The sequence below is a fragment of the Streptomyces sp. NPDC031670 genome (assembly GCF_055580545.1).
The window spans coordinates 35,744-51,909 of record NZ_JBVILC010000032.1 but is presented as its reverse complement, the minus strand read 5'-3'; the positions used below and the strand labels follow the sequence as shown (position 1 = coordinate 51,909).

Here is a 16,166-nt window from a genome sequence, read left to right as displayed (position 1 = left end):
TCGGCAACTGCTGCCACGTGCAGCCTGACGTCGCCACGAACACGATCGCGGCCAGTACTTCGCGGTCGCCGTGCCGACGCCGGCCACCACCCTGACGTCGCGACGGCGCCTCCGGCACCACCCGCTGGAACAGCTCCCACAACTCGTCCGGCACCAGCCGCTCAACGATCCCCGACACGACCAGCAGCATACCCAGCCAAATGAGATGATCTCTGAAGTGGACCGTGCCCGTGCGGTCTTGTACCTGGTAGGTCTCCAGACGGATGGCGCGGGACTCGGGGTCACAGACATTGCGCCATCCCAGCTGGCCGGCCTCGGCAATCGGCCTGATGACATCCCGCAGATTGTCAAACCGCGCGGTGAATGCGGTGGTCGGTCCCCAGTGGTCATACGGCCAGGCCGAACCGTCCGGTGTCGCATAGCTAAGAGGCTGACGGTCACCGCGGGAATGCACTCCGGCGTTCCAGTCGATCAGCGATTGCAGCGCGTAGGCCGCTTCCCGGTCGGTGGCACCGTCACTCGCCCGGGTCTGTTGTTCTACTGCATTACCCGGGTCGGGGAAGGCGAGACGGGCAGCAACGAGCTGGTTGTCATCGGCACCGGTGATGAACAGAGCGCCGTCACCGGAGTCCGTGTCAACAGTCCAGTACTTCTGGATGCCCTGGATCAGACCGCTCGTGATCGGTAGTGACACGCCTTCGCGGTAGACGGCGATGCCACAACCCGGCTGAAGAAGCCGGGCGTGGGGCCGCCCCGCATTGATCTTGAGCGTCCACTGCCCGACGTCGTTGAATTTCAGGACCATCTCAAGGGAGAGGTAGTCGTCGATCATTCCGACGGGAACGAGCTGGTTGTCACGGACAACGATCCGGTACTCGCCGATAGGTGACTCCCTTCGTAGGGCCGCTGACCACAGCGGAAGAGATAGGAGACGCGGGCGCCAAGATCGCAAGCCTCCAGGGAGGTATTCACGCAACTGCTCTGAGAGGGGTGTCGCTATGTGAAGAAATTTCCGAAATAGGCCAGTAAATCGATCAAGTGAGACTTTCGGTCAACTCGTTCGAACTCCCTTTACAGGAAAGTGCGGGTCTGTAGAAACTTTGTTCGAGTCCCACGGGGGGACTACGGGAGGAGTTTTTTAGCGGCCGGGCTCCTGACAACGCCTGCCGCAGCGCAGAGCCCCGGGGCTATCGCCCCCACCACCACGGTTACCGTTCACCACCGGGGCGACGGCACGCCCGTGCCCGCACAACTGGGCAACCCCTCCGAATGGGGTGTGGTGACAACCACGATGGGCGTCGCGGCGGGCCCCGCCGAGGTGGATGAGTGCACGAACCCGTCAGCCGGCGGCACATGGTGCTACGGCTGGTACCTCTCTACATCCGGCGGTACGACGATGAAAAGGTGTTACTCGAACTACTATCACCCGTCGAGGTTTCACAGGTCCACGGCGGAGATGAACGGCACCAAGGACAGCTCCAGCGCCCTTGCCGGTGATGTCTCCCAGGCAAGCATCAGAGCGGGATTGATCTACAGGTGCTCTACCTACTACGCCGTCGACTAATATCCGGCACCTCCGCCTAGGAGTAACTCTGCGGCGCGTGGGGTAGGTTGGTGCGCCGCTTCAGGGCCGTACGTGAGAGTGTGGCCCTGAAGCGGCGCCAACTCGGTTCAAGGAACAGGGAAGAGGGAACATGCACGTGTGGCGCACCCGTGTTATGCCGATCGCCGTGGCTGTTGTGGTGGGTGTGCTGCTCGGCCTGATCGGCCCCGCCTCCGAGAAGGTAGACAATTCCGTCGTCTCCGGTGTGGGGGCCATGTTCCCCATCGGATGGACGTGGGCGTGCTATGCGTTCCTGGTCGGCTACTGGCGCCGCTCGAAAATCGAGTCGTCGCTGCTGGCGCCCCTCGGCCTGATTGTCGCCGTCATCACCTACTACGTGTTCAAGGACCTGTACCCCGCTCCTGTGTCGGGAATTCCGTCCGCGTCCGACGATTCGATACCGGAAGATATAAAAGGGCAGCTGGTACCGGACCACGGCGGCAGTCTCCGCATGGACCAGATCGACGTGTGGGCAGCCTGCGCGGTGATCTTCGGTGCGCCTTTGGGGTTCATCGGAAACGTGGCACGCACCCCCGGCGTCGGCGGGCTCCCATTCCGCCTACTCATTCCGGTGGTCACCGTGTTCGAGGCCAACGAGCGACTGAGGGCCGAGGCGGACACGCAGGTCCTCGTCGTCACCTTGAACACGGTACGCATCGGGGCCTGTAGCGTAGCGGTGGCCCTCGTAGGACACACAGTGTGGAGCTGGCGCACCCGGCGCAGCCGAACTGAGGAACGTGCGGAAATTGGCACGTCAGCAAAGCACCTCTGACGCATCACATGCCGAAAGTGCCCGATTCGAAACACCTGTGTGCGACCCAGCGGAGCGCGCGGCCCACCAAAGCATGGTGAGCCGCGCGACCGGCGAGTCCTATACCTGGCCCGACACCACAAGGTCGGCACGAAGCCCGACGCATCAGTGGATCGCCAAGCTCAGACTGATATGCGGAAACCACCGATCTGGTACTCCAGCCCCTCACGGAACTCCAGGTGCGGGACGGCACGCCGCATCGCCGAGTACAGCGCGGACGGAACCTCGTAGACAGCGGTCTCAAGAAAGTCGTCGCCGCGGCCCGGGAACAGGTCCCTGATACTCAGGATCTCGATTCGGGTCAGGCCAGTGACATGAGCGGCTTGCTCGTCGCTGTCCCAGCCGATGAGCTCCCACCCAAGGGATTCGGTGTCGATGTCGTTCACGCGCTTACGGTATGCGCGAACTGCCCATGAGGTTAAACGCCAAGCTGAGAATGTGACTGACCCGTTCTCTGTCCGCACCGCCCCTGGGGACTGTCTCTAGATCCGTCCGTGAGATCGTCGTGCTCGTGACCGAGTCCTGGGTGATCAATGACCACAGCACCGTCCTTGTGTCGTCCGAGACGGTGCTGGAAGCTCTTCGGTCAAGGATCGACGGCGGACAGCTTGAGACGTGGTTGACCAGTTCCTCGGGACGGTCACTGGCCTTCGTGACGAATACCGAGCGCGCGATGGTGATGCTGCTCGAAGACGAGGGTGATCCCGGCGAGCATGCCGTGGCCCCCGGTGCCCAGGGGTCCAGCGGAGGGTTCGTCCTCGCGAATGGGCAGGACGACGAGCACCCGGATGAGAACACGGTTCCCCTCGGTGAAGCGTTCAGGCTCGTGAAGCACATCGTTGGCACGGGAAGCTGGCCGGCGGATGCACGCTGGGTGGTCGATCGCTGAGCGGTCTACCGCCACCCTTTGAGCTGGAGGGACTGTGGGGCTTCGCCGGAAGGCGCTGACGGCCCGCCAGACTGACCCCTAGCATGGACTGTACGGGAATCGGCAGCGGCTCGTGCTGTATGCGAGGAGGGGCAACGCATGTCCGAGACCTCCCTGGATGCGGCGCTGGAGCACCGGCCGGACTATCCCCCAAGACCCCGACACCGCCGAAGAAGCCGCCGTCCCCCTTCCCGCCCGAGCCCGGCACCGCACACGCGCCGGTGTTGCAGGGTGCGCGGGCGCGGGTGCGGCTGGCGAACCGCCGGTGCGTGAACTGGCCCCTGGAATCGGCCCCGTGGACTGCCTCCACCGCCCAGCGCCGCATCGTCGAACAGCTGCGTGCCTGGGGGTACCGCCCCGATGAGTCCGCGGTGCGGGGGGTGGTGGCCGCGCTGATCGCTCCGGCCGTCGCGGACGCGGGCCGGCGCATCAGCGTGCACCTGGCCGACGAAGGCAATCGTGCCTGCATCCTCGTCCTCAGCCACCACCACACCCCCGCCACCTGCGCTGAGCCGTCCTTGACCGCAGTGGCCAGCTCTCCCTCGGTCGCGGCGTGCGGCACCGACCAGGCGCCAGACGGCACCCGCCTGTGGGCCGTCATCGACCTTTCCATGCAGCTACACCGATGGCCCGTCAGCTCCCGTAGGCGCAGGCAGTTGAAGGCCGTGGTGCCTCCCGGGTGCAGGGCCGGGACCAACGATGCGGCCGGAGAAGGCCCCCGACGACCGCCGGGGGTGGGCATGGCTGATCCGGGCGCCCTGCCACCCCGCGCACGTACGATGAAAGCCGCGCCGTACCACCCGCCGACCACAGCCACCTGGCCGCCGTCACGACACCGGCCAGCCACCGCCACAACGACAGGGACGAGAAGGGGCCGCATTGATGAGCTCGCTACTGCAAGACAGCGAACTGGCCCACGAGGACAACATCGTCTGGCTCGAGGACACCGACCGCCTCGACTACGTCCGCCAAGCCCTCGACAAAACCACCCGCCGCCGCGGCAAGCCCCGCGACGGACGCCTGGACCCTGGCGTGCAGGGCGAGGGCGGTCTGCCGCATCTTGGCCACAAGCAGGTCGGCGGCGTTCCTGGCACGGACCTCGCCGGAGTCCCAGTACAGGGCGGTCGCCGGCTGCTCCTCGGGCGGATGCGGGACCATGCGCGCGATCCAGTGGCAGGGCCCGTCCCCGCCTGGTGGCTGCGTGACCATCTCCAGCTCCGCGTCCGCCTCCACGACGGCCGCCCATTGCACGGCGGTGATCTCGGGTCCCGCCTCGTGCCACCAGGGGGCGCGGCGGGTGAGGTGGATGTCGTAGCCCATGAGCGCGACGGTAGGCGCCGGCACTGACAACAACGGCCTTGGCACGGTGGCGGGGAGGAGGCCGAGGTCCCTTTGGTGCGATCGCTGAGAGCGCGGGGTGGCAGTGACGCGGCCAGCGGCCAGAGCGGCCGGGCGAGTTGGCTGTGCAGCGGCCTGGCCCGGCAGCTCCTGCGCTCGGTCAGTCCCACAGTTGTCCGCGGACAACGCCACTTGTCCGGCCCCAGCTGTGTGGATGACCTGCGCGGATCACCTCCCGGCCGCGCGGACAACTCGTCGCATCAGCACTGTCGGACTGCGGACCGCAAATAGAGGGTGGCCTTCGGGGTTTGCCGCCCAGCGCTCCGTCACACCACCGTTCGCCTGCCGAGAAGGGGAAACGTAATGCGTCTCAAGAGGATCGCCGGTATATGCGCCAGCCTATCTGGGGCTCCCGACCGTCGGGGATCGTCAAGGGGGAGAGTCATGAAGATCGTGAAGCGGCTCCCGGCAACCGCCGCGACTATGGGCCTGGCAGTGTCGGGCCTGATGTTCGGCGCCACGGCCGCGCACGCGGACGGCACCCACTGCGCCCACTACACCACGCAGTACGGGGCGTACGTCAGCATCTGCCTGACCACCTCCCAGAACTCCAGGCAGGCCGACCTGAACTACTACGTCGACAGCCGCGGCGCGCGCACCGACGAGCGCGTCTACGTCAAGCTGTCCGGGTGCGGCAGCAGCGCCAGCTCCGACTTCAACGACGAGCAGAACGGTCAGCGCGTCTGGAATTACCACCTCTACGGGTCCTGCCCGGGGGCCACGTATTGGGACGGCTACTCGTACGCCACCGAAACGGGCCACATCACCGGCTCGGCCGACACGGGCTGGTGGAACTAGGTGTATTGATCACGAGCGTTGTTGACACTGGCGGGTCTTGAACATGGCGAAGACCTCCGATGTGGTGGAGCTGTCTGGGAACGCACCGCACGGAGGTCTTCGTGTCCCACCGTAATGCCCGGCTGACCGTTCACGGCAGGCGGCTTCTGGTTGTGCGTGTCCGCTCCGGTCGGCCCGTCGCCCATGTAGCGGCCGAAATGAGCATCTCGCGGGCTACGGCCCACAAGTGGATCCGCCGCTGGCGGTCCGAGGGCGAGCAGGGGCTGCACGACCGGCCCAGCCGGCCCCGGACGACGCCCCACCGCACCGCGGCGGCCGGGGAGGCCGGGGTGTGCCGGCTGCGCCAGGAACGCAAGCTCGGCCCCGTCCGGCTCGGACCCTGCCCTGGAGCTCTGGGGCAGCTGCGCCGCCACGGCGGCCACCAGTTACGAGGCCATGCCGCCCGGCACCGTACCGGCCGCCGGCTACCAGATCCCCGCCACCGCGCCTCTACCGGTTCAGCAGGCAATCCGCTGGGCGCTCGCCCAGCTCGGCACCCCCTACCAGTGGGGCGGCTCGTGCACCAACCCCCACGGCAGCGACCCCAGCGGCCGGTGCGACTGCTCCTCCCTCATGCAACGCGCTTACGGCGTCGTCGGCATCCAGCTCACCCGCACCACCTACACCCAGGTCGGCGAAGGAGTCCCCGTGCCGCTGTCCGTCATCCAGCCCGGCGACCTGCTCTTCAGCGCCGGCAGCGCCACCAGCCCGGAGCACGTCGCCATGGCCATCGGGAACGGTCTGCTCGTACACGCTCCCCGACCCGGCCGCGTCGTTGAGGTCGCCAAAGTAGAGGGACATGGAACCCTGGTCGTGCGACGGGTGGTTCCCTAAGACTTGTCCCACCTATTGCGGCTGGGGTGGGAGGGACATACGGGCTGGCATGATGGCGTCCATGACTGCATACCGAAAGGTCGATGCCGCGTAGACGGCCGAGCGCCCTGCGCGCCGAACCATGTGGCCCACGCATGTGGGAGGACCTGCCCGCGGACCGGATCCGGGGGCTCTCCGGCCGCACCGGCCTTGCGATACATCGGGTGGAGCGTCTTTCCCGCGACTACTACATCTATCCCGGTGCCACTGAACGCGCGTTGCGGCGATATCAGGAGTTCCTGGCCCCGCAGGGGCGTGGCCCTCTGTACCCGCGGTACGCGCACTGCTCGTGCCGCGGTTGTTCCTTCGACGACGTGCGACATGCACGCGACGTGCTGGAACAGGTCCTGCAAGAGCTGCCTGCCCGGCCCCGCGTTCAGCTGAAACGCCAAGTGGCTTCCCTGGACGCCGCATACCTCAAGCGCACCCTTCCCGATCCCTTCGCCCGTCAGCGACAGTGGGGCTCTGACCTGTGGTGGCGTCGTCGGCTCGCCGACGGAGAGGAGGGCGTGGGATCTCTGGGTCCCGGTCGGGATAGCCGGTGAGATTTGGAAGGCGTGCACGCGGCAGGCCCCCGACGGCCCGTGGCGCGAGGTGTCCCACGCTCCCATCCAGCGCTGGTGGGCGATGTGAGCCGCGGCCGTGGGGACGCAGCGCCTGGGCATCAAGTGGAGTGACCACGCCAAGACGCCCGCCTCGCTCCAGCACGGTACAGACCTGGTCATGCTCGAGGACGCTCTCATGCTCGGCCGCCGCGATCCTCGCCATCGTCTTCGTACGCAAGCTGACGGCCATGCAGCACACCAAGACCCCGCACGGGCCGCTCGCCGCCGTCTGGCCCCTGGTCTACACCGTCAAGGGCGCTGCCCCAGCACTACGGCCCGGGCCAGCGCCCTTTCCCGTGCCCGCTTCACCCCCGCCGCCTGGGGCCTTCCCGCGGTGCGGAGTTGGTGAGAATTGGACAGATCCGCCCTGCGTGCGCCTCGTCGAACGCGTGCGTCCGCTTCACAGGAACATCACAGGATTCCCTGGGCTCGCAGCGCGACGGCACGCTGTGGTACCGCTGCGCTGAGTAGGCGCGACACTGGCCGGAATCATCGAACTCCCGTGCTATTTGACGCGGTTGCGCCTACGGTTGCCCGCATGCACGGAGGGTCCTGACCCGGCCCGGCGTGCGCGCACGTTCAGCAGCGGCCGGGGGAAGACTGTCGCCCGTGAGGGTGAGGTGTGCCCTGGGTCGCTTCGACCTCGGGATGAAAGGCACCTGCTTTGCGCTCCAGATCACCGAACCCTCTCTTACCCAGGCCCGGAAAGTCGGGGCTGGCTGCACGGATCATTCTCCTGCTGACCGCCGTGGCGATGGTGGTCGGCCTCGCGGTGCGGCCCGACCTTGCGCGGCCCGCTGGCCGTGATGAGCTGGGTCTGGTCGGGGATTCCTACGACGGCTACGACACCAAGTCCGCTGAGCAGCTGCGCGAGGACCAGTGCGTGGCCGCTCAGGCCCTGCGCAAGAGCGGACCCAGCCTGTATGCCCTGGCACAGGACGCGATCACCCTGGCGCCGGACCAGCTCCACCAGAAGGTCCGCCGGGACCTGATGGACGACAAGACGCCCCTGCACCAGGCGAACAACGCGGACCGCGACAGCACCGCCCAGTGGCTGAAGAAGGTCAGCGACCAGGAGCAGGCATGGTCCGGCGCCGTCAGCGGCCTGGATTACCCGCACCCGCCGCGAGGCGGCGGCAAGATCTTCGATCAGGTGGGGCTGCTGCCGTGGCTGTACCAGTCGTACGGGGCCGGGGACGACGTGTGGAACCCATTCTTCGATCCGTCGCCGACCGCCGACGACAAGTCGAAGGCCGCCGCGCTGGCGATCGGTGACCAGCTGTATGCCACCGGGGGCACCCCGCAGGAGCAGCAGGCGTGGGCGCTGTGGAAGAAGAACTCGGGGAAGGTCGAGGAGAACCAGTGGTTCGTCCCCCGGGTGTTCGCCGACGACGCCCGCATCTTCCTCTCTTCGGGCGGGTTCCCCGCCACGGCGCCGGCGCCGGACAGCCCTGAATTCCGCATCGCCGTCGAGGACTTGAAGGCCCGCTTCGCCAGCTGCTCGTGGCACGACCCGATCGACCCCGACCGGGTGCTGGGCAAGGAGGTGGGGCAGGCAGCCGCAGAGTGGCAGCAGGAAATCGTCTCCCAGGCCACCCAGCGTCAGCAGATCCTCGCTTCCAGCTCCACGGCCGCGAAGGCCTTGCAGGACGGCACGTTCGCCCTGGGCAGGCTGCTGGGTCAGTCGTGGGTGGCGGACTACTCCACCCGCTGGCTGGACTACTCCACCGAGGGCGGTCTCGGCTGGATCGGGGATGCCTCCAACGTGATCAAGGTGGTCGCCGCTGGGGGCAAGTGCCTGGACGTCGCGGGCGGAGGGAAGACCAACGGCACACCCGTCCAGATCTGGACCTGCAACAACGACCCCGCACAGGACTGGCGTCTCTACCAGGACGACCACGGCCTTCACGTGATGAACGTCGGCTCCGGCCGGTGCCTGGACGTCAGCGGAGACGGCACCGCGGACGGTACGAAGATCCAGATCTGGGGCTGCAACGACTCTCCGGCCCAGACGTGGGAAGCCGACGTCCGCGCTACCACGAGCCTGAAGAACACGAACTCGGGCAAGTGCCTGGACCTGCGCTCGTTCACCAACAGCCAGGACGCCTTGCTGTTGTCCTGCAACGGTACGGACGGGCAGAAGTTCAAAGTTGCTCCCAAGGGGCACACCGGCCCTGCCCCGGCCAAGGCCAGTGTGGACAAGGCCAGGGCGAACGTCACCGCTGCGCAGGCGGAGGCGAAGAACCAGCTCGGCGTGATCCGGGCCCAGCTGGAGACGGCGAAGAAGGCTGCTGCCGCCTCCACCACGGCGCAGCAGGCCGCCTACGCGATCGCTGACCAGAACGGAGCTCCGCGGGGCCGCGGGCTGATCGTCGGGCAGCAAAAGGACCAGGTCACCCAGGGCACGGTTGCCGCGTTGGAGGCAATGGTCAAGGCCGGGGAGACCGCGGAGGCCGCTACCCGCGCCTCGGCGGCCGACAGCGACACCATCACCCAGCGCGCTCTTGCCCAGGCAGCGCAAGTACGAGCCGAGTTCCGTAAGAAGGCCGCCGAGACGGCCGAGGTGCAGGCCAAGGCCGCCCGGGATGCCGCCAAACTTCACCGCGACAACGCCAAGACCGACGCCGAGACAGCGAAGGCGAAGCTGGCTGACGCGGTCAAGGCCGAGGGCCAGGCGAAGGCCGCCGCAGCCGATGCGCACGCCAAGCGGCTCGCGGCGGAAGCCGAGGAGCAGAAGGCCAAGGCGGAGAAGGAGACCGCCGCCGCCAAGCAGGGCGAAGCCAACCAGCACAAGCAGAACGCCCAGACCGAGGCCGGCAAAGCGAAGGAGGCCAAGGACCGGGCCGAAGCCGCCGAGCAGACCGCCAAGGGCAAGCGCGACGACGCGGTCAAGGCCCGCGACAAGGCGGTCGAGCTGCGCAGCGACGCCTACAACGCCGAGCAGAAAGCCAACACTGCGCGCGTCAAGGCCGACGCCAAGGAAGCCTACGCACAGTCGCTGGACGCCGGTGACGCCGCGGACGCCGCCCGCAAGGCGGCAGATGAAGCCGCTGCCGCGGCGAACGACGCAAAAGCAGCAGCCGGGCGGGCCCGTTCCGAGGCCGATGCCGCCACCCAGGCGGCAGCCGAGGCCGACGCCGCGGCCACCCGGGCGGAGGCGGCGGCCAAGCGGGCACGTGCCGACGCGGACGGCGCACAGGCCGCGAAACTGAAGGCCGACGCGGCCGTCAGGACGGCCACCAGCGCCACCGCGGACGCCATCGAGGCAGCCCAGCACGCGGCGACCGAAGCCGCCGCCGCGGTCAAGCAGGCAGGCGTGGCCACAGCCCAGGCGAAGTCGGCCAAGGCCAACGCCGACGCCGCCATGAAGGACGCCCTCACCGCGCTCGCAGCTGCGGCCAAGGCGGCGGGCTACGCCCATGTCACCGCGCAGGCAGCAGCCGACGCCACGGCTGCCGCCCGGCAGGTCGCCAAGCCGGCCAACGACGCCGTCCAACTCGGTGGCCCGTACGCGGACACCGACAGCACGGCCTCCCTGGTGGTGCTGACGGGACAGGCATCGCGGACGATCGCCGAGCAGCAGCAGGCCGTCGCCCAGGCCCACGCCGACAACGCCAAAACCGAGGCCGAGGCGGCCAAGGACATCGCCAACCAGGCCCAGGGCGACATGAAGGAGGCATACCTCCACGCCGCCAACGCGGCAGCGTACGCGGCAGAAGCCCGCGGGTATGCGAAGGAAGCTCTCGGCTACTCGGCACAGGCTGCCGGATATGCGGCCGAGGCCGCCAAGTCCCTGGCCCGCACGGTCGAATACGACCGGCAGGCCACCGAGGACGCGGCAGCCGCCGATAAGGCAGCCGGCCGAGCCGAAGGCTACGCCAAGGAGGCCCGCGCCTCGGCCGACGAGGCCGCGCTCGACGCGGCGGCAGCGCAGGAGGCCGCCAGGCAGGCCACGCAGTCCGCCAAGGACGCCCAGGCCGCAGCCGACCGCGCCGACACCGCCGCCACCGAGGCCGAACAAGCCGCCAAGGACGCCGACCAGGCATCCAAGGACACCCAGGACGCTGCCCAGCGCACCGAGACGAAGGAGAAGAACACCCAGATCTCGACCGGGGCCGGCAGCATCGGCGGCGTCTTCTTCAAGACCAAGGTCGAGCCCGTCGGCGACCCGGAAAACGTCAAGAAGGACAACTGCAACGTCATCATCCACACCGGTGACTGCGTCATCACCGCGACGATCACCTCCAAGGTGTCCGTCGACCTGTACCTGTGCACCAACCCGAACATCCCTGACGCACAGTACGGATGCCCCGCCTCCGACACCTTGTTCCTCGCGAGCGTGGAACTGAAGGACCCCCAGACGCAGGACGTCACCTACACCATCAGTCAGCAGGAGTTCAACCGCGCCGTCGCCAAGGGATTCATCAAGGCGCTCACCGAAGACTTCACCGGCTGCTGGGACAAGGTCACCGGAGGCGGCGGAAGCTGGGGCAACTGCGGCTGGGCAGCCTTCGACATCACCACCCTCGTCTTCGGCAACGTCGCCATCAAGGCCATCACCGACGGCGTCAAGTCTCTCGACGCCGCCTTCCGAACCGGCATCGGCATCACAGACGCCTGGAGGGCCCTGCGCACCGCCGGCCTAAGCGAACTGGCTATCGAAGGTATCGGTGCGAAGTACATCAGCAACTTGGTCAGGCTGTGTACAAAGCCCAAGCCGCTCCGTGCGGCAGCCGCTGGTGACGGTGATCTGTGCAGGAAGATGATCCCGTATGCCGGTTCGGAACTGGCCGTCGTGGCCTACAAGTTCCGGGTTGGCAGTGGGCTCAGGTACAAGTTTGGGATGAATGTCGCGGTTGCGAGGGTTCCGGGGTGGGCCGCTGCCACCGGCGCGAAGGATGACTTCGTTGTCTTCGCCAACACGCCACTCGGGCTTCACTCTGAGGAGAAGATTATTCAGAAATTGGAGTCAAAGGGGTTCAACCGGAGCCAGATCTCTGAGCTCTACAGCGAGCGCAGCCCCTGTCCGGACAAGTGCGCTCCGCTGCTGGAAGGGATCCCCTACACCTGGTCAACACCAAACGGCCCTGGATCCGCCAGCATGCTCAAGACGATGATCGAAGCGTTTGAGAGGGGAAGGCTCGCTCGGTCTGCTGAGCGGCAGCCGTCTGGATGAGTCACTGGGGTGCCGGATTCTTAGAATCCGGCACCCCAGGCAACCAAGGAAGCGTGATCAACATCAACTTCGATGACCTGACACCCGAGGACCTCGGGCTCAAGCACGTCACCGCGGAGGTGGCTGAGGCGCGGTCCAGGCTGGCTGGCCAGGTGTGCGATGAGCTGCGAAAGGCCGGACTGCCGGCCTCCCTGGGCACGATCGACGACCCGTCACCAGGAGCGAAGGTCGAAGTCGAACTCCTTGAGGACCATCCAGCAGCAGCCTCCGTCTACTGGAAATGTGATCCGTCCGTACACAGCGCGTACGACACGAGCCGCCCGGACGGCGGCCCTGCCTTCCAATACTTCATCAAGGCGGCAGGTCACGTGCAAACCGCAGTGATGGGGATTCTGTGCTCAGCCGGATTCACCGTGGAACGGGACGACATGGACCCGCTCGCCCTGTGGGTCATGCCGCCCTCTACATGACCCGTTGACCTGCCGGGCCCTGCCCAACCAAGACACGGCAGGGTCCCGGCAGCCACGGGCCAATATGCGCTCGGGTGGGCCGAGCCTTCTCACTGCGAAGGGCCGCCCCAGGCCCCCTGTCCCGGCCGGGTCGTCGAAGTGGCCAAACTCGCCGGGCACGGTTCCCTGGTTGTGCGATGCCTGGTGCGGTGAGGCGCTTGTTGAGCCACGCCGTTCGAAACAGCCTCCGAGGCGTAGCCGTTCTTTCCCGGCGCAGCATTGCGGCAGCCGGCCGGTCAAAAGGACCAAGAAATCAGACAACCGTCTCCATGTCAGATTTGGCGTTCCCTCCACGCAGGCTGGGGGGTCTGCGGCGGGTACACTGCCTGTTTACGGGGCCGTAAGAAGACTCGTGGAGGAGCAGGAAGCTGTCGACCCTGCGCTGCAGCGAAAGCTGCCAGTCCATCCCTCGGGCGAGCAGGCCGCGACGGAGCTCGGCAGCCCGCCCCGCCTTCTCCGCAGCCACTATCCCCGACTCGATGACCGCTCCTAACAGGACCGCGTCCCTTGGGGTCAGCGACCCGCAGATATCAATGATCTGGGGGATCGGCCGAAGCTGACCGATCATGTGAGCCATCCCCCGAGTCCCGCTGGCGGAGAGCGCGGCCGCTGCCCGAGGGGGAGTCACTTCTGAGGCGATAAGACGTTGGATTGATCGCCACTCTGGGTCCTGCCAGTAGTGGGTGAGGTACTTCACCTGGGCGTAGTGTGCGATTCCGCGGAGCATGGCGAACCGCCGGTGCCCGGAGAGTTGCGTGAGCAGTGGGCGAACCCGATCCGGGTGCAACTCCGCCGCTGCCTCAAGGAGTGCGGAAAGAGCAGGGTCTTCCACGGGCAGCTGACAGGCCACGAGCTTGATCGATTCAGGAGACCAGCCGCTCGCCACGCCGCGACGGAGCAGCTCCTCAGCGTCCAGCGCACGGCTCCCCCCGCGCAACAAGCTGTGGAGTTCGAGGACTTGTTCCGGCGTGTGGACACTCGCCACAACATCCAACAGGGTTGCGACCAACGGCACGGCCTCCTCCCCCCGCAGGCGTTCGCCTAAGTGAGCGTTTGATTCTCGGTTGTCTGTTTCATTTGGGGTCAGGTGTGGCGCCAGTTGGGGGTGTTCTGGTGGGTGAGGCGTCGGGTCATGAGGTTGATGGCGGCGATTTGGATCGTGGCTGCTGATCGGTGGGGGTGGGTTTCGTAGTCGCGGGCCAGGCGGCGGTGGTGCATGAGCCAGCCGAGGGTTCTTTCGACGACCCAGCGGCGGGGTTGGACGGTGAAGCCGCGGGTGTGGGGGTCGCGTTGGACGATCTCGAGGTCGATGCCGCGGGTGGCGGCGTGTTCGATGGCTTTGTTCTTGTAGGCGTTGTCGGCCCAGGCTTTGGTGATGGTGGGGTGGCGGGCTGCGAGGTGGTCGATGAGGTGGGTGCCGGCGGCGGAGTCGTGGGCGCTGGCGGCGGTGACGAGGACGGCCAGGAGGAGCCCGAGGGTGTCGGTGGCGATGTGCCGTTTGCGGCCGATGATCTTTTTGGCGGGGTCAATGCCCTGGTCGGCGAGGTGGACGTTGGCTGAGGTTTTGATGCTTTGGGAGTCGAGCAGGCAGGCGGTGGGCTCTGGTTCGCGGCCTTCGGCCTGGCGGAGCAGGCTGCGCAGGAGGCCGTTGAGGTGGTCGAAGATGCCGTCGTTTTGCCAGTGGGCGAAGTAGCCGTAGACGCTCTGCCAGGGTGGGAAGTCGTGCGGCAGGTAGCGCCAGGGGATGCCGGTGCGGTCGACGTAGAGGATGGCGTTCATGAGGGCCCGCAGGTCGTGGTGGGGCCGTCGGATTCCGGCGCGGGCCTGGCGCCAGGTTTCGAGGGTGGGGCGGATCAGTTCCCACCGCGCGTCGGACAGGCCGCTCGGGTAGGGCCGGGGTGGTCGCATGGTGTGGGGATACCGGCGCTTGCGGCTGTCGGGGAGGGAGTGTGCGGTGGCATCGGGAGCGTGCCGGGCGTCCTGGATGCATCGTGAAGTAGGGCATGTGTAATCGAGACGGGATGTTCCGGTGGCAACCGGATCACTTCGCCTGCCGACCGCTCGTCAGAAAAGCCATATTCCAGCACAGACGGCACGACAGCTCTGCGGCATCGGCAGTTCAGAACTACATCAGACCAGCGCGAACATAACCAAAACGCTCACTAAGAGATCGTCTCGTTTGGTGGATCGAAGTGAGGGTGCCCTGGCGGACTGCGCTTTCAGTGCTGGTGCGACGATGCGGGGATGCGCGAGGTCAATGAGCTGCTCAACGTCGGTGATCCAGCCTGGCCGCTCCTCCTTCAGGAGCTGTCCGGCACTGACGTACCAGTTGAGGTGCTGCCCGGCGACGCCGAGACAGGCCGCGCGTCCCTGTTGCAGCTCCAGGTCTCGGCCCGGTCGAACCTGGGCGGGATCGTGCTGAATTGCGGCGGTCTGCTCGTGGACAGCGGCTGGTTGCGGATCTTCGGAAGCCCGGGTGGCGCCGGCGCCGAGAGACTGCCGGGCCTGGCAGAGATCAATGCGATGCCCTCGACGTTCGATCCAGCCTGGCGGCCGGGGGCGGGGCTCGTGGTTGCGCACGATGTGCTGGGCGGGGTCTTCGCCCTCAATGGGGGCAATCCGCGGGAGGCCGGTCGGCCCGGCGAGCCGGGCGAGATCGTCTACTTCGCCCCCGATTCCCTTGGCTGGGAAGCGCTGGGCGCCGGGCACTCGGCCTGGCTGTCCTGGATTCTCTCCGGAGGGCTGCAGGAGTTCTACGGGGGTCTGCGGTGGGACGGCTGGCGCACTGAGGTCTCCGTGCTGAACGGCCGGCAGGGATTGTCGTTCTTCCCGCCGTTGTGGTCGGCCGAGGCCCGCCAGGACCTGCTGGCGACCAGTCGCCGTGCGGTGCCCATGGCGGAACTCCTGGGGCTGAGCCGCGACTCGTGCCGCCAGTTCGACGACGCCGACCCGGGGTTCCTCGGAGCTGTATGAACCGGCTCACCCGCCCAGACGCCGGTAGCAGATGAGCGCGGCGGCGATACCGGCGAAGACGAGGAAGTGCTCGGCCTTGCGTTCGTAGCGGCGGTGCAGCCGGCGGCGCCCGGCAAGCCAGGCCACCGTCCGCTCCACAGTCCAACGGTGACGGCCCAGCCGCCAGGACGACTCGATCCCCTTGCGGGCGATGCGCGGGGTGATGTTCCGGGAGCGCAGCCACCCGCGCAGCCGGGGTCGTACCCCTTGTCGCCATGAGCTTGGCGGGCCGCCGTCGCCGCGGTCCGCGCCGGGAGCGGATGGGCGGGATAAGATCGTGAACGCTCGAACGATAGCGGCGGGGTCTGACATTGATACTCCTAGCGGGTTCCGGTGGTCGTGGCTCAGGGTCTGACTGGCACTTCGGCTGCCTGTGCGTTGAATCGTCGGCCCCCGAGCGATGCCACCGCGTGT

The 16,166-nt window shown here is 67.2% G+C and carries 12 protein-coding genes and 4 pseudogenes; 10 read left to right on the top strand and 6 right to left on the bottom strand.

Annotated elements, in window-relative coordinates:
* The coding region (locus ACZ5ID_RS34775) for a transposase (protein ID WP_468906167.1) at positions 1 to 190 on the bottom strand (190 nt) is incomplete at its 3' end.
* A 75-nt stretch (positions 191 to 265) separates the two neighbouring features.
* Positions 266 to 805 (bottom strand): annotated as a pseudogene (locus ACZ5ID_RS34770) (Gp37-like protein); the annotation flags it as partial.
* A gap of 486 nt (positions 806 to 1,291) precedes the next feature.
* Between ACZ5ID_RS34770 and ACZ5ID_RS34765 the strand changes: the two are divergent.
* Both ACZ5ID_RS34765 and ACZ5ID_RS34760 read left to right on the top strand, forming a co-directional pair.
* The gene (locus ACZ5ID_RS34765) at positions 1,292 to 1,564 is read left to right on the top strand and encodes a lactococcin 972 family bacteriocin (RefSeq protein WP_468906165.1); all 273 of its coding nucleotides are present in this window, start codon (positions 1,292 to 1,294) and stop codon (positions 1,562 to 1,564) included.
* Positions 1,565 to 1,694: 130 nt separating this feature from the next.
* Positions 1,695 to 2,375 (top strand): hypothetical protein, encoded by a 681-nt coding sequence (locus ACZ5ID_RS34760; RefSeq protein WP_468906158.1) that lies wholly within the window; start codon positions 1,695 to 1,697, stop codon positions 2,373 to 2,375.
* A 161-nt stretch (positions 2,376 to 2,536) separates the two neighbouring features.
* On the opposite strand, the gene ACZ5ID_RS34755 is transcribed toward ACZ5ID_RS34760, so the two are convergent.
* Positions 2,537 to 2,800, bottom strand: a complete 264-nt coding sequence (locus ACZ5ID_RS34755) for a hypothetical protein (RefSeq protein ID WP_468906156.1) — start codon at positions 2,798 to 2,800, stop codon at positions 2,537 to 2,539.
* A gap of 125 nt (positions 2,801 to 2,925) precedes the next feature.
* Here ACZ5ID_RS34755 and ACZ5ID_RS34750 point away from each other — a divergent pair, with 125 nt between their 5' ends.
* The 7 genes and pseudogenes from ACZ5ID_RS34750 to ACZ5ID_RS34720 all read left to right on the top strand — a co-directional run bounded on the left by ACZ5ID_RS34750 (position 2,926) and on the right by ACZ5ID_RS34720 (position 12,701).
* Positions 2,926 to 3,303: a hypothetical protein gene (locus ACZ5ID_RS34750; protein WP_468906153.1), complete on the top strand. Its 378-nt coding sequence runs from the start codon at positions 2,926 to 2,928 to the stop codon at positions 3,301 to 3,303.
* Between the two features lie 921 nt (positions 3,304 to 4,224).
* Positions 4,225 to 4,365 (top strand): annotated as a pseudogene (locus ACZ5ID_RS34745) (DUF6009 family protein); the annotation flags it as partial.
* Between the two features lie 759 nt (positions 4,366 to 5,124).
* The gene (locus tag ACZ5ID_RS34740; protein WP_468906150.1) at positions 5,125 to 5,538 is read left to right on the top strand and encodes a hypothetical protein; all 414 of its coding nucleotides are present in this window, start codon (positions 5,125 to 5,127) and stop codon (positions 5,536 to 5,538) included.
* Positions 5,539 to 5,639: 101 nt separating this feature from the next.
* A pseudogene (locus tag ACZ5ID_RS34735) lies at positions 5,640 to 5,927 on the top strand (helix-turn-helix domain-containing protein); the annotation flags it as partial.
* A 46-nt stretch (positions 5,928 to 5,973) separates the two neighbouring features.
* Positions 5,974 to 6,411 (top strand): C40 family peptidase, encoded by a 438-nt coding sequence (locus ACZ5ID_RS34730; protein ID WP_468906147.1) that lies wholly within the window; start codon positions 5,974 to 5,976, stop codon positions 6,409 to 6,411.
* Between the two features lie 1,398 nt (positions 6,412 to 7,809).
* Complete coding sequence (locus ACZ5ID_RS34725; protein WP_468906163.1) at positions 7,810 to 12,231, top strand: RICIN domain-containing protein; 4,422 nt, start codon at positions 7,810 to 7,812, stop codon at positions 12,229 to 12,231.
* Positions 12,232 to 12,284: 53 nt separating this feature from the next.
* A complete protein-coding gene (locus tag ACZ5ID_RS34720; protein WP_468906145.1) occupies positions 12,285 to 12,701 on the top strand; it encodes a hypothetical protein in 417 nt (138 codons plus the stop codon).
* A 292-nt stretch (positions 12,702 to 12,993) separates the two neighbouring features.
* Here the strand turns inward: ACZ5ID_RS34720 and ACZ5ID_RS34715 are convergent, their stop codons facing one another.
* Both ACZ5ID_RS34715 and ACZ5ID_RS34710 read right to left on the bottom strand, forming a co-directional pair.
* Entirely contained in the window at positions 12,994 to 13,749 is a 756-nt protein-coding gene (locus tag ACZ5ID_RS34715; RefSeq protein WP_468906143.1) for a hypothetical protein, read from the bottom strand.
* Positions 13,750 to 13,823: 74 nt separating this feature from the next.
* A complete protein-coding gene (locus ACZ5ID_RS34710; protein ID WP_468906140.1) occupies positions 13,824 to 14,648 on the bottom strand; it encodes an IS5 family transposase in 825 nt (274 codons plus the stop codon).
* A 336-nt stretch (positions 14,649 to 14,984) separates the two neighbouring features.
* On the opposite strand from ACZ5ID_RS34710, the gene ACZ5ID_RS34705 reads away from it, so the two are divergent.
* Positions 14,985 to 15,713, top strand: a complete 729-nt coding sequence (locus ACZ5ID_RS34705) for a DUF2625 domain-containing protein (protein ID WP_468906137.1) — start codon at positions 14,985 to 14,987, stop codon at positions 15,711 to 15,713.
* A 6-nt stretch (positions 15,714 to 15,719) separates the two neighbouring features.
* Here ACZ5ID_RS34705 and ACZ5ID_RS34700 read toward each other — a convergent pair.
* Positions 15,720 to 16,029: pseudogene (locus tag ACZ5ID_RS34700) on the bottom strand (transposase); the annotation flags it as partial.
* Between the last annotated feature and the right edge of the window lie 137 nt (positions 16,030 to 16,166).

What these genes read in the sequence shown, in the direction of transcription:
- ACZ5ID_RS34765 (WP_468906165.1), top strand. Translation starts at nt 1,292, where the DNA reads ATGGGCGTCGCGGCGGGCCCCGCCGAGGTGGATGAGTGCACGAACCCG.
- ACZ5ID_RS34760 (WP_468906158.1), top strand. Translation starts at nt 1,695, where the DNA reads ATGCACGTGTGGCGCACCCGTGTTATGCCGATCGCCGTGGCTGTTGTG.
- ACZ5ID_RS34740 (WP_468906150.1), top strand. Translation starts at nt 5,125, where the DNA reads ATGAAGATCGTGAAGCGGCTCCCGGCAACCGCCGCGACTATGGGCCTG.
- ACZ5ID_RS34730 (WP_468906147.1), top strand. Translation starts at nt 5,974, where the DNA reads ATGCCGCCCGGCACCGTACCGGCCGCCGGCTACCAGATCCCCGCCACC.
- ACZ5ID_RS34725 (WP_468906163.1), top strand. Translation starts at nt 7,810, where the DNA reads ATGGTGGTCGGCCTCGCGGTGCGGCCCGACCTTGCGCGGCCCGCTGGC.
- ACZ5ID_RS34710 (WP_468906140.1), bottom strand. Translation starts at nt 14,648, where the DNA reads ATGCGACCACCCCGGCCCTACCCGAGCGGCCTGTCCGACGCGCGGTGG.
- ACZ5ID_RS34705 (WP_468906137.1), top strand. Translation starts at nt 14,985, where the DNA reads ATGCGCGAGGTCAATGAGCTGCTCAACGTCGGTGATCCAGCCTGGCCG.